This window comes from bacterium (assembly GCA_018812485.1).
GTDB lineage: Bacteria > JAHJDO01 > JAHJDO01 > JAHJDO01 > JAHJDO01 > JAHJDO01.
Genome location: JAHJDO010000046.1, coordinates 1 through 14,016, shown reverse-complemented (window position 1 = coordinate 14,016; position 14,016 = coordinate 1). Strand labels below are relative to the sequence as shown.

9 protein-coding genes are annotated in these 14,016 nt (G+C 39.0%); 1 reads left to right on the top strand and 8 read right to left on the bottom strand.

Features of this window, described 5'->3' with window-relative positions; genetic code table 11:
* The 8 genes from KKC91_03740 to KKC91_03705 all read right to left on the bottom strand — a co-directional run.
* Positions 1-794: hypothetical protein (locus KKC91_03740; protein MBU0477661.1), on the bottom strand; the 794-nt coding region annotated here is incomplete at its 3' end.
* Positions 795-805: 11 nt separating this feature from the next.
* A complete protein-coding gene (locus KKC91_03735) occupies positions 806-1,927 on the bottom strand; it encodes a hypothetical protein (protein MBU0477660.1) in 1,122 nt (373 codons plus the stop codon).
* Between the two features lie 8 nt (positions 1,928-1,935).
* The gene (locus KKC91_03730; protein ID MBU0477659.1) at positions 1,936-4,902 is read right to left on the bottom strand and encodes a LamG domain-containing protein; all 2,967 of its coding nucleotides are present in this window, start codon (positions 4,900-4,902) and stop codon (positions 1,936-1,938) included.
* Between the two features lie 2 nt (positions 4,903-4,904).
* A complete protein-coding gene (locus KKC91_03725; protein ID MBU0477658.1) occupies positions 4,905-5,690 on the bottom strand; it encodes a LamG domain-containing protein in 786 nt (261 codons plus the stop codon).
* Positions 5,691-5,836: 146 nt separating this feature from the next.
* The gene (locus KKC91_03720) at positions 5,837-6,934 is read right to left on the bottom strand and encodes a hypothetical protein (GenBank protein MBU0477657.1); all 1,098 of its coding nucleotides are present in this window, start codon (positions 6,932-6,934) and stop codon (positions 5,837-5,839) included.
* Entirely contained in the window at positions 6,935-10,150 is a 3,216-nt protein-coding gene (locus KKC91_03715) for a carbohydrate binding domain-containing protein (GenBank protein ID MBU0477656.1), read from the bottom strand.
* Between the two features lie 105 nt (positions 10,151-10,255).
* Positions 10,256-12,907 (bottom strand): LamG domain-containing protein, encoded by a 2,652-nt coding sequence (locus KKC91_03710; GenBank protein MBU0477655.1) that lies wholly within the window; start codon positions 12,905-12,907, stop codon positions 10,256-10,258.
* Positions 12,908-12,970: 63 nt separating this feature from the next.
* On the bottom strand, positions 12,971-13,633 hold the full coding sequence (locus tag KKC91_03705; GenBank protein ID MBU0477654.1) for a prepilin-type N-terminal cleavage/methylation domain-containing protein: 663 nt from the start codon (positions 13,631-13,633) through the stop codon (positions 12,971-12,973).
* A 21-nt stretch (positions 13,634-13,654) separates the two neighbouring features.
* Here KKC91_03705 and KKC91_03700 point away from each other — a divergent pair.
* On the top strand, positions 13,655-14,016 hold a 362-nt coding region (locus KKC91_03700), incomplete at its 3' end, for a hypothetical protein (protein ID MBU0477653.1).

Genomic DNA, 14,016 nt, shown 5'->3' with positions numbered 1-14,016 from the left:
TGAATAGAGATTTTTTTATTTATCCCTTCCTCTTTAGCTAGAAACAAAAATTTGTATTTCCCCGGGTTTTCAAGCTTTGTAACTGATGAAGCAGTAGGTCTTTTATCATGCCAACCCTGATCATGCGCTGATACACAGTAAGCACCCTTGAAATCAATTTCTTTATCACATTTAACTCTAACACTCTGGTACTTTTTCAATGTAACGAGTGTAATTTCAAATATAGAATCTTTTTCTACTATTTCAGGGTATGAGATAATTTTAAAGTCCTCATAAGGTTCTTTCTCAATTACTTCTATGCTACTTACAATAAGAATATTTTTCTTTAATGTTCCTTTACTCAAATTCGATATCTGTAAAGTATTTTTGCCCTTTTTTAAGGTTTCTATAGGAAGTCTAAAATAATTTGCTGGCCAGCCCTTACAAACATTTTCAAATAAAACAAAATCTTTGAATATTGTTTTATTGTTGAGCTTTATTTCTATAGGACATATATATTTCTTCCACTCTTTTAACATCCCTACAACTTTCAGGAGAAATCGCGAGCGTTTCTTTGACGAATTAAATAACCTTTTTATATAGAATTCAGTTTTTATTGGCTTTTCAAAACATAAAGCGCCATATCTTTTTTCAGGCAGGCCAAATTTTTGCGTATAGGAATGAAAATGACTATCAGCAGAAAATTCTTCCCGTTTTTCCGCCTGAGAAAATTCCTTTGCCGTTATGATTTGCCTTTCAACAATTCTTTCTTCCCAGAATGTATTAATATTATCTAAGATTTCTTTATTCTGCATCAAAGCCCCCTTTATCGTTTTGATAACTTAGAAATCGTATCCATTAATCCTAAAGCTTCTTTTTCTGTCTTACCTGTAAATCCTCTAACAATAATAAGGAGTCCTTTAGAGGAGAGTTCTTTCAGTAATATTCTGAGTTCTTCTTCATTATTTGCATACACAGTTAAATTTTTTCCTTTTTTCTGAATCTTTTTTAACATAGGCAGCCATTGAGGTGAAGCTGCCGGAGGAGCACCTGCTCCGGGTTGCCACTGAATAACTTTAATCTCAGGTAAATCCAGAAGAATATCCAGATGCCTTATTTCATCCGGCCCATCAAGATGCCACAAACAATAATCCAAGTATTTACCCAAAGCTTCTATTTCCGGCACGACAAACTTTGTAAACATCTCGGGAGATATCATCGTACTGAAATCACATTGACATAGATATGTCTTTCCTGGCGCCCACACACGCCAGGAAATATCTCCATGAAACTTCTTCTGGAATATATCCCAGAACTTTTTGTGGAATCTGGGCCATATTTCTATGAATTTATCCCTGAACTCTAAAACAGCTTCTTTATTCTCAATTAAGTCCATAAGCAGCCTCTCTGTTCCTCTCAGGAGAGATAAAACAGTTAAAGCATCTCCAAAATCTGGAAGTGCAGGCAAATATTCACCATTACTTTTCTCTACTGCTTTCCTAAAAAGTTCAAGACTCCTTTTCAGCCAAATATTATTTTCCTCAAGATGTAATTCAAATTTTTTATAGTCATCTATAACAGGGTCCACCCAGACAGTATCATCCAAAAATTTAACTTTACCACCCAAGTAAGCTGCCATTGTCATAGGAGTTCCCCTTCTTCCCCATTGGTGATACACAAAAGGCAGGGCTTCTCCAAAGTAGTAATTTGTATTTGCGTCTTCTCTAACTGTTTCTATTAAACCATCAAAATCTGGTTTTGCCTCTGTAGAAGACCAGTATTTATTTAAATCTATAATAGTGATATCTGGATTACGGGAGCTATTGATATGAAAAGGATCTGCAAGCAATATTCTTTTGTCCGGCTTAGGGATAGAAAGAAGAATAGCCGGACGACCTAAATCTTCCCCGTTCCACCAGTTAGAAAGTCTCTTAAAAACGTCTTCCATATTCTTGCCTATCTAATCCAGATCACTTTACACCTCTGGGAAGCCAAGTTAATAAAAAGCAGCCCTTGGCTATCAATGTCTATACTTTCTTTTGTCCGTGCATCTATTGCGGAAAGTTTAGAAGGTAAATCCAATTTTCCCAAGTTAAATTTTACTTCCACTTTTTCATTCTGCCTGGTCAAATTCGAAACCACCGCCAGAAGACCGTTCTTCGGGTGCCGATACAAACTGGCATAACAATCTTGAGGAGAGACATTCACGTATTCCGCATTCCTCCAGTATGGCAGCCACTCTGCCTCCTGTCGGCCAAAATCATCACTTATTCGCCAGAATTCAGTTCTAGGACCGTGGGTCGCAAGCACATCGTGCAACAAACTGATAGCCAACCCCTCTTCGAAACTACCAAATTTATAATTCAGGAACTCCGCCGGCACTCCCCAGTTATGGCCCATAAACTCAGTTCTGAACCTGTCCAGCGGCAGAGCTTCAAGCTTAAATTTCTTGTTCGCCAATTGCTCGCCGTTCCGGTAGAAGGAGCTAAAGGCCAGTGCAGAACTATTCATGCAGTCCCACACATGGGGAAACACTATCCCATCAGGCTTACGTTCCTTGACAACAGTGTATATCCTTTTGAAAAGCTCGCGCGTAGCAAATATCGGATATGTCTGGTGAAAGGAGCCGTCTGTCCCACGATAGCCACAGCCATGCAGCTGGTTCAAGCACGGACTAGGGAGACATGTCGTATCTAGATAGATGCCGTCCACATCATACTTATCCATCAGCCGTGCCAGACCATCGACAATAAAGTCCTGCCATAGCCCTTTTCGACAGGCATAGTATGTCATCTGAGTCTTAAGACCCGGTAAGCTGTCTAGCGGATATTGACGTACTGGATAAACCAGCATTTCATCCTTGAAATAATTATACTCCGGAGCCACTTCTGAGAGCAGGAAACCAGCCCCGTACGGAACTACCTTTAGGCTATATCGATGACATTCCTTCATCAGTGTGCGAAATTCTTCCTCATGCCCTAAGGGGCTGATATAAGAGAAGGCATCCCACCACCTATAAACGCTAGCCGACTTGTATCCTTTTTCAGCGAAGTCCTGCAAAACCGGCTTGCCTCCAACCATCGAACCCGGTGCAGACAGCTCATCAGCATAACGAATTGTACCTATGCGATAATCCCAGGCAGTTTTTCCTACAGATTTAACCGGAGTAGCCTGCAAGGCAAAGCTATAGCTTAACTCCTTCCCTCCCTGCAACTCTACCGGCATATCTATCAGAGTCAGTTGCAAAACAACCTCTTTCCCCTGCCTCAGAACCTGAACTGCCTTATTAAGATTGTCGAGATACCAGTTCTGGTCGCTCTCGGCAAACCAGCTCATTCCTCTCTCCTCGTCTCCCAACCAGATGATCGGCTTAAAGCGGGAGGCAAAATCCTTTTTTAACTCACCTGAGTGTGCCACAGGCCAGCAGTAGAGATACCTGGCATAGCGGGCATCAAAAGGCAATTCCATAACCAGCTTCTCAATCGAAACTGGTGCCTTTGCCTTCAGGCTCCAGTCTATTCGCATAAAACCATCGTATTCAACTGTAGTTTGTACCGTCAGATCAACACTCTCTCCTGACAAATCTTGCAACAGGACAACTTTACCAAGTTTTTTCGATACCACCCTCGGCAAAGCTGAACGCCAAACCATATCCTTTGCTTCCACCCTGCCATAAAGCTTTACAGGTCCCATCAAAAGAGATACTCCCTTACTAACAATTCGTGAGGGGAAAGGCGTTTTTCCTAAAACATAAGTCCTGCCCCAGGTAGAAACAGATATCCCTTTATTACCTTCTGCAACCTGCACTGGAGTAAATGGCGGCATTACCTTATCGCTGATGCCGGCCTTGGACCCCATGAATGGAAACACCTGTCCTTTCTCAGGGTAATCAAAGGCGTCTTCGCCTACTTTCGTTTCCTGCCCGTCCTTACCCTCAAAAAGACATTGCGCTAAATATTTACCTCCAGAAAGTCCCTCAGTACTCAACCAGGCGTCAGCTTCCCATCTGCCGGACATGGCAGGAATCTCTTGTAACCGGATTATCTTCTGAGCCAATGCCTTTTCCTGACCGGCAGAAACAACACGCACCTTCAACGGTCTTCCTGCCGTACCGATTAGATCCAAGCATAATACCTCCACCAATAGCTGATTTTTTGAGTATTGCAACAATGTCCTAATCTGTATTTTAGGGTCTAGAGACACCTGTTTAATCCCTGAGTGGTCGGCGATCTCTCGTGCAGTCAATGCCCTGTTGTAAAATCTTATCTCGTCAATCTCACCTTTCAGGTAACCTGCAGACCACCCCCCGCCGAGTAAATATCTTCCACCAGCTTTCTTTAAAGCAATAGGTTCGCTATCTCCACTCTCTAACATCTTGCCGTTCAGATAAAGATAATACTTCGATGCCTGAAGTACCAGAGCTATACACTGCCAAGTACCATCAAGTAATGACTGATGTAACTTTGGATAAAAACTCGCGGAACCGTTCCCGATTTCATAGATAACCCTTCCAAATGACTTATTTATTCTGAAGTTGAAACTCCTGTTCTTGCCAAGTCCATCCTCATCGCCAAATATGAGCGGATTGCTGCCACTTCCACCATCCTCGATAGAGGCTTTTATCCATATTTCCAGTGTAGCATCCTGTTGAAGAAACGATGCAATTTCTTTTCCGCAATTAACATAATCATCTTCACCATCGAAACTCAGGGCATATCCTCGGGGTGATTTAACATACTTTGCTCCGTATATAACGCCGTTGTTGTCTTTGCCGCTTAAATCCTCGAGATTTGGTCCATAATCCTTATCAAATGTATACCAGAGAATCAAGCCCTCTTCTGTTTGTTGCGCAGCCTCTGAGAAACCAGAACAGCACAACATCAAAAACAAGCCTAATACAAAAACAATAAGTTTCTTAAACATAGTCAAAGCTCACCCCTTTTCTCCGCAAAACCTGAGTGGTCGGCGATCTCTCGTGCACTCAATGCCCTGTTGTAAAATTTTATCTCGTCAATCTCACCTTTCAGGTAACCTGCAGACCACCCCCCGCCGAGTAAATATCTTCCACCAGCTTTGTTCAAAGCAATAGGCGCAGTATCTCCACTCTCTAACATCTTGCCGTTCAGATAAAGATAATACTTCGACGCCTGAAGTACCAGCGCTATATACTGCCAAGTACCATCAAGTAATGACTGATGTAACTTTGGATAAAAAGTCGTGGAACCGTTCGCGACTTCATATATAACCCTTCCAAAGCCCTTATTTATTCTGAAGTTGAAACTTCTCTCCTTGCCAACTCCAGTCGCATCGCCAAATATGAGCGGATTGCTGCCACTTCCACCATCCTCGATAGAGGCTTTTATCCATATTTCCAGTGTAGCATCCTGTTGAAGAAATGATGCAACTTCTTTTCCGCAATTAACGTAATCATCTTCACCATCGAAACTCAGGGCTTTTCCTCGGGGTGATTTAACATGCTTTGCCTCCCCGTATATAACCCCATCGTTGCCTTTGTCACTTAAATCCTTGACGTGTTCACTATAGTCCTCATCAAAGGTATACCAGAGAATCAAGCTCTTCTCCGCTTGTTGCGCAGCCTCTGAGAAACCAGGACAGCACAACATCAAAACTAAACCTAATACACAAAGAATAAGTCTCATCCCCATAACTTTATATACCTTCTTAAATTGTCTTAAAATTCCTTTTACCATATTTTTTTACCCTCTTTTTGTTTTTCGCCTACAATTTTATACTTATTATGTGTTACTTTTGTGTCTTAAACTCCTGCCATCACCTCCTTCTTTAATAGAGTCAAATCGACAAGATTTCTCTTGCCAATTCACGTTTGTCTTCTTGTTTACCAATTCAGCCCTTCTTCCAGCATGATAAGATAGTTTTCTGGTGGGACATAATTTGCAACCGAGTTTCCAGAGCCCAGAGCATAAGCTCCCTCTGGCGCGCATGTCTCCAGAATATTCCGAATATATGAACGCAATCTGTCCCCACGCAAACGACACAAAGCGTCTACATCAACCCCGCCTAGAATTGCTATTTTAGCACTGTATTTTTTATAAAACTCGCTGACGGGCATAATCTCATCTTCAAAAGAATGCTTCCCGTCAATTTTAACATCCTCAATTAAATCATTCATTATTTCCTCAAGATTTCCACAAGCATGGAGAAGATACAGAAGATTATTTTCATGGGCAAGAGAAGCAATTTTCTTATGCCATGGAAGAACATTCTTTCTTAAAAAATCTGGCGGCATAAGGGTAGCTGTCTTAAATCCCATATCATCCCCTTGAAAGAACCCATAAAGATTGGGTAATCCGATTACTTTTTTATAAAATCCGTAGATCAGCTCTCCGACCCTCTGAAAAACAGCTTTAATAAGGTCCGGCTGGTCATAGATTCCGTACGCTAAAGTCTCATATCCGAGTAAGGCATTTAACGGAATTTCCAATATCCCCGAGCTTGGACAAACAAAAAGGCCCATTCCATCAGGTAAATTCTGTGAGGCAAATTCGTATTTCCATAAATCTATTTTATCCAAAGAAGGCCATGGATATTTCTCAAACTCCTCCCAGTTTGTAATAATACCTTTCCCTTCCTCTGTCCAGTTCCTCTCTCCTTTTGAAATTATTGAAGTATCTTCTGCCGTACGTTTCCTGCCGGAAAAATCTAGACCGCCAGAAAGACGAACATAGTCATACCCAAAACGATACCAAAAATTCATTATACATTTAATATGCTGTTCTTCTTTAGAATCCTTGCTACCTGAGATATGCCCAACCCATTTCTTCCCAACTAGCTGTTCCGTAAGATGTTTCATTATAGTTTCATCAATAATAAGTTCAACCAGTGGTGGTCTGGAAGGAATGATTTCTCTTCTTATTATCCTACAAAAGGTTTCAATATCTGGAGTGGGTTTTTGTAAAGGAACTTTTAGCAACATTTATCTCCTCTCTACCGTAAGTCTTTTTTCTCCCTGTACATCAATAGTAAAAATTAATTTCCCATCTTTGATATGGATAACTTTATTATCTGGCAGAAGTACATATTCATCTCCGTCTTTTAAGACTTTGTCGTTACAGACAAAGTCCACTCTGCCTTCACCTTTCAGCTTAAAAGAAAATTTATCAGATTTATATTTTATCTCAGATATTTCAATGCCTTTATGAGCTGTTTCTATCTTAATGGGGAGTTTTACCACTGCCGCCATATAATCCTCTTTCAGATTAAGCCGTATTCGAGTACCTTTGCTGGTAAAAAGAGTATATGAGGTATCCTTTGCTTCCCTTCCCGTTTCATCATAGACATGGACCTCTGCAAGTACATCTTCCCCCGTCCAGCCGTAATCACCGCTATAGACAGTAAGAATCCGCTCTTCCCCAAGCATCCAGCCGCTATGAATCTGAACTGGTGTAAATGGAAACATATATGTTGTAATAGTTGGATATGGTGTACTCAGGTGATAGTAATAATATAAATTTCCTCTTTTTAGCACTTCCCTTATGTCCTTGGCACATTCATCAGGGGAAAATTCAAGCATATCACCAAGTGTAACCGGTGTATATAAATGAAGATAGTAAGCCCAGGAATGATCCCATGTTTCTTCAAATCGGGTAAAATGAATATTGGTCATCGTCCTGCTTTCAGGAGCAAAATTCCCTATCAAAATTTTCTTTTTTTCTTTTAATATATAATTGAACAGTTTTGTATGAAACGGTAGTTTAACTAAATTGACAAATCCTATCTTTCTTTTTACTTTGTGAGTATCCTCATCCATAACAACAGAGTATCCATCCCACATATTATAGGTTATAGGAGTTTTGCTATAACAGATCTCGTCATTATAGATTCCGTCAATATCAAAATTGTCAAAATACCAGTTGACAAGTTCAAACAATTTTTTGCCGTATGAATTTTCTAATGTTGGGACAAAGAGTTGATACTTTTTGTGACTATAATATAAATGGTTTTCCTTTTCATCAACCAGCAGACTGTCCTTATATTTTTCTTCTGCGTTTTTTTCGGCAGTTATCTGTACGTGTAGATACTGTAGCCTTTTAAGAGACGGTGCATATTTTTTTGAGGCGGTAAATACCTCTTTTGCAAACTCCTGTAAATCCTTCTGCTCATCCTCCATGGCACTTGAGCCATGATGCCCTGTAACCTGGCTTCCTTTAAGTTTCGGATTTAACCATGAGTTATACCAGGAAGCTAATATCCTGTATTTAAGCGCCATATTCGTCAGGGTCTGATGAGCCCATGCTTCCTTATTTTCAGACATATAGGCCATATTTAGGCCAGTACATAATCCTCCGTCTATCGTAAAATTAACGTTCCAGTCAATTCTTACCGTATTAATAAAATCAAAATAGTCGGAGGACATAACCGGATAGATAGCCCATTCAAGAGTGTAAGTTTTACCCGGGGAAAGTGCAAAATTATCTGTTTTTATTCCTGTTCTTTCCTTGTTATAATACTGAATATTTTGAATTCTAAACACATCATCATTCGCTATAATACCAATCCCTTTATTATTTTTATAATCTGCTAAAAAAGTGCTGGGATTTCTTCCTGTTTTTTTCTCACGCACAGTTGGACAAGAATCCCCGGCAAGGTATATTTCATCAATTTTATTTTTTTCTAAGTTTTCGGTATCTATTTCGTGTCTTATCTTAATTCCCACTAAAGAAGAAGTTGTATTTTTAAGTTTATCAAAAACATCTACTCTTTGTTTTTTTATAAAAACTTTTCTTTCCAAGGTATAATATTTATTCTCTGCCGTTATTGTATATTCTTTATGAGAATCCTTTTTTACTGTCACTTCCCAGTTTTTTGCGTCTTCAGTGGAAAATGAGCACCACTTGCTTTCAGGTATTGAAAAAAATGATTCCACCGGAAAAGAGAACTTGTCCCCAATTAGCTTTATCAGCCCGTTTTTATCTATTATAATTTTAAACTCTGGGTCTGGAATATCCTTCATAGTTATATATGTTTTTTGCGCAGTTTTCTCCTTCTTCTTAAGAGAACTTATCTCTTCCTTATCTACAAGAATTCTGATGCTTTTAACCATCAAATCAGGTTCAAATCCTTCATTTATGAATTTCCCTTTAAGACTACCAATCGCTCTAATAGCCACTTTATTTTCAGTATTGGAAGAAACTAAATCACTAATATCAAATACATACTTAAAAACATCCTCTTTATTAATCTCAAAGTCATCCAGTGCTTCTTTATAGTCTGGAGAAAAAACAATATGCCATCTTCTGTTTGAGGATTGCCACTGCATTTTCCCCCAATAACTATGAATAACATCAAAATCCTTATTTATGAGCCTTTTGTTTTTTCTGTCAGCCAGATAATCAAGCTGAACCCCGTTTACATATATGGCCGCATACGGATTCCATCCAATAGTTTTTGGGTGGTTTATTCTCATAATAAACTCTACCAGGACACGTTTATCAGTATTTATTGGTTCAAACTTCCATACCTTCTCATGCCTTTCTACAACATTTGTTTCTTCTCCCTGGAGAATTATCTCTTTTGCATACGTTTCGTCTTTTTTGAAGACTTCTTGTTTTTTATCTTCAATTTTTCTCTTAACTTCAGCCTCGGTCTTAACTTTTAGAACAATATCATCTATCCATATCTCTCCTTTTCCCTTAACTAACACAGGATGGGGATACACGTATGCAGTTTCAGCTGGAGTAGTAAAAACGAACTCATAATATTCCCAATCGCTTTCTGTTGTTCTTTTTCGCCATCCTTTTTTAGCGCCACTCCCCAAACCTTTTCCGTCTTTAGCCCCAAACTGAAAATATAAAAGTTCAACTTCAAAATTTTCCTCAGGTTTTATTTTTATCCACGCAGAATAGAAATATTCTGTTTCAGGAAGAACTTCTAGTTTTTGTGCCCATCCACCATGATATCCCTCATCTTTTCCTATCATGTGTAATGAATACTTTCCTGAATGAGCTATCCCTTCACTGATATTAAATTCAGCTTTCTTTTTGCTTGGATTATGGAAACTCCAGCCCGTCTTACCTAATTCAACATCTGAATTTTTGATCAGGTTCTCTTCACCTGCAAAAACATTAATCTCGACAAGTGAGATTAACAACAAAAAACAAAATCCAACTATACCTATAATCCTTCTATACATCTTTTTTACCTCCCATTTTATACTTAATTATGTGTTACTTTTGTGTCTTAAACCCCTGCCCATCACCTCCTTTCTTCATAAAATTGATCTGAGTCACTGGTATGTTTACTCTTCTATTACAGCTATTTCTTCCCAATCCTTTAAATTGACCTTTACTTGCCACCCTTTCTTATCTTTAATAACCTCAAAGCTATTTCCCCTCTCTCTGCCATTTATATCAAACAAAAATATGTTTGGTTTCTTCTCATTATACCAGTAATAAGTTCCTGAAATTGCTGTTATTATTCTCTCTTTTCCTTCAATCCACCCTTCATGCAAAGCAACAGGTGTTAATGGAAACATATGGTTTATAGGACCATATTCACCACTGCCTATTCCCTCTTCAGGAAGGATTCCATAACGGTAATGATAGTATAACAACCCATGACGTAAATATGACATCATACCTAACATCAATCCTTGTGCAAGGTGAGGTTTTTTGGGTGAGCGAGTTACCCCTAAACCTATTGGACTTCCTAAAACACCTTCACACATTTCATAAACAAAAGGCGGCTTTTCTCCAGGATTTAAAAAAGATATGTTTAAAAAATCTTGCATTTCCCAGAAACGCTGCGCCGGTAATGATTGTTCTTCTTTAGATGTAGCATATGTATTAGCAATAAAAATCTTTCCCCTGGCTAATACAGAATTTATTATTTCAACACGGGATTTTATACCAGCAAGACTACAATTTATATACTTGTTAATAATTTTCCCTGTCTCTGAATCTATATCTACCGATATACCATCCCATCCTTCATAACTGCGGATACTCCCGCCGCTCCATGCCTGGTTGAACTCGTCAATATAAATCCCATCCAGTCCAACATCTTCTATCAGAAACCGTATCTGGTCCATAAGAAATTTATGCTGATAATTACCTAATGCAGGATAAACAGCCAGAGCAAGTTGTGGTTTACCACCGCGGGTATAGCGTTCAAGAGCTAATTTCCCATCTGAATCCCGCTTAGCACTATCTTTCCATGATAAGCTTGCTTCATCTATAACCTTCGTGAATTGTTCTGGCGTGCCATTGTAAATAACCTCTCCATTCTTAATCTTCTCAGGATAAATTGTTACCCAGTCAGTTTCTATACAACCTACAACTTTAATTTCGGGGTCAATCTCATGTAGTATCTTAGCCGCATTCTGCATCATTACCTTATATTCATCACGGGAAATAACATGATCCATAGCCGCCCCAGGATCATAATCAAGCCATGGCATTAATGCAATAATCTTCAATTTTCTTCTTTTAATATCTTTCTTAAGTGTGTGGAGTGCGGGGAGGTCTTTCAGTATATGTGTTGGAACATCTATAAAACTGAATGGACCTTCAATAGTAAAGTTAGCATTCCAATCCCTACGAACACGATTGATGAAATTGGAAACATCCCCCGTAGGTTCTAATGGATAAACAGCATAACGAAAAGTATAACTCTTACCAGAATCAAGAGCAAAAGACGAGTGGCGTAAACTTGCAGTATTTAAATCGCAAAATGTGTTAAATTGTAAACGTGAAACATTGTCTTCAGCAAGAATACCAAAATCACCGCCGCTTTGAGAAAAAAAGATTATTGGATTAGCTGCTGTTGTCATTGCACGAGTATTTTTAAGAATTTCCGGTGCGATATAATTGTGGGAAATAAGGATCCCTACTGGAACATTTTTAAGATTGGTAAATGTATCTTCTATCTCAATTCGCTCCTTTTTCAAGAGTATGTTTCTTTTGACTGAATAGTGTTCACCAGAAGCCTCAATTGCGATAGTTGTATCGTTAATTTTCTTTACCTGAGGTTTCCAATCTTTTTCTACACCATCTATTTTCACTGAGAAAGTGTTTGTTCCTATCTTAGATGCAGGATAAGAAAAACTGCTTTCTAAAACACAGAAGCTCTTATTATTGTTTATCTGGACTCCGCCAAATTCCGCTACTTGAACAGATACATTGCCAGACTGAATAATTTCTCCAGTTCTAATTGGAATACGTTTAACTGTTGTTGTTTTTGTTATTAGTTTGCCGCAATTTGCCTTTATCTCTTCTTCTGATAAAGCGCGATTGTATATTTTAACTTCATCAATGATACCATTAAACCATTGGCTCTGACCTTGATATGATCCAATAAAAAAATTAATTTTTGATTCTATAGGTGCGCCTGTCACACTCCTCGTCGATTTTTCTACACCATCAACATAAACTTTTTTCTCACTTTTAACGGCATCATAAACAACTACTACATAACGCAATTTATTATCTGGTTCTGTTACTCCGTTTACATAAAGAGACATTGGCGTTAAGCCGCATATAAGAAAATTATAATTCACTCCCTGCTGTATATCTAACCCATGTCCATATATATTAGCGCCTTGATTGGATACGAGAGTTTGCCATTGCGCGGCACTATCATGTTTTTCCCATAATGCAATGCTGAAACTGCCTGTAAATTTCAAACTTGGATCGTTGCCACAATTAACATAATTATTAACTCCATCGAATTCCAATGCATAGCCTTCCTGCACCTTTACATATTTAGCGCCATATATTTCCCCATTATTTCTGTTGCTGGAAGAATCTTTGGCTATACTGCCCTTTCCTTCATCAAAGTTCCAGTAAGCCACCAACCCCTTTTCCTTCTCCGCTCCAATACACATGTTATTCAATACCATTATCAGTATGAATAACGAAATACTGCCTGTTTGTTTTAAAAACTTTAACATATTTTTATCCTCCTCGTTAAAAGTTAAAATTCAGTTTGCTCTGAAGACGTATTTCTTCAGACATTATTCGGTACAATAGCTGAAATGGTTATCGGGATCATAATAGTCACCTCTCCTGTATTTTGACAGGTCTGTGGCGTCCAAGCTATCTACATGTCCATCGGCAAACAGAATATTGGCTCTCCCATTATGACGTATATGAACAAGCGTATTCCAATCCAGGTTAAATATATAAAACTGCTTGCCTGTGGTAGTCTGTATACTATCTCCAAACAGCGGACAATCCGAAGGTTCATCAGTCTTGGTCAGTCTTATGAAACCAGTAGTTAAGGATCTTCTCATTCCATACACTGTACCACGAGACTCCCAGCCTGTCGGGGCCAGAGATGGACACATAAGAATTGTACTTTCCCCCGTCTGAGGTGTGCGAACGTAGTCATTGTTATAAAAAACCTCTGTCCACATGAGAGTATTATCATAGCAAAGAGGCAGATATCCATTCCAATCATCCGCATACATCTGTGCGACTAATCCAATCTGCCTTAGATTTGATACGCACTTTATTCGCCTTGCCATATCCCTTGCTTTAGTAAGTGCCGGAAGCAACATCGACGCAAGCAGGGCAATGATGGCTATTACAACCAAAAGCTCAATAAGCGTGAAAGAATGTAGGGACATTAAGTGGTGTGTTACACTGCGGGTGGTTCCTTTGAACCAATTAACCATTAATTTATAAGGAGAAACAAAATGACCCCAAAAACATCTGTTGGTATCGACCTTCACAAAGCCAGTCTCACTATCGGTGTTAGAGATAGTAGTGGATACTTGACTAACGTTACATCTATGTCTACGAAATGCGTTAATAAAATTACTCATCTATTTTCCCTCCTTCCCACACCGGTTCATTGCGCTATCGAATCGGTTGGCATGTATGAATGGCTCTGGGAACTCCTTGAGCCAAGAGTTGACAAACTCATGCTTGCCGATGCTGTTGAACTTAGATACAGAGCCGGCAAAAGGCATGCCAAAACCGATAAAATCGACGCTAAATTTATCTCTCTTCTTGTTTTCAGGAACGAAGTCCCACAGGCTTTTGTCCCTGATAAAAC

What these genes read in the sequence shown, in the direction of transcription:
- KKC91_03710 (MBU0477655.1), bottom strand. Translation starts at nt 12,907, where the DNA reads ATGTTAAAGTTTTTAAAACAAACAGGCAGTATTTCGTTATTCATACTG.
- KKC91_03720 (MBU0477657.1), bottom strand. Translation starts at nt 6,934, where the DNA reads ATGTTGCTAAAAGTTCCTTTACAAAAACCCACTCCAGATATTGAAACC.
- KKC91_03730 (MBU0477659.1), bottom strand. Translation starts at nt 4,902, where the DNA reads ATGTTTAAGAAACTTATTGTTTTTGTATTAGGCTTGTTTTTGATGTTG.
- KKC91_03715 (MBU0477656.1), bottom strand. Translation starts at nt 10,150, where the DNA reads ATGTATAGAAGGATTATAGGTATAGTTGGATTTTGTTTTTTGTTGTTA.
- KKC91_03725 (MBU0477658.1), bottom strand. Translation starts at nt 5,690, where the DNA reads ATGGTAAAAGGAATTTTAAGACAATTTAAGAAGGTATATAAAGTTATG.
- KKC91_03705 (MBU0477654.1), bottom strand. Translation starts at nt 13,633, where the DNA reads ATGGTTAATTGGTTCAAAGGAACCACCCGCAGTGTAACACACCACTTA.
- KKC91_03735 (MBU0477660.1), bottom strand. Translation starts at nt 1,927, where the DNA reads ATGGAAGACGTTTTTAAGAGACTTTCTAACTGGTGGAACGGGGAAGAT.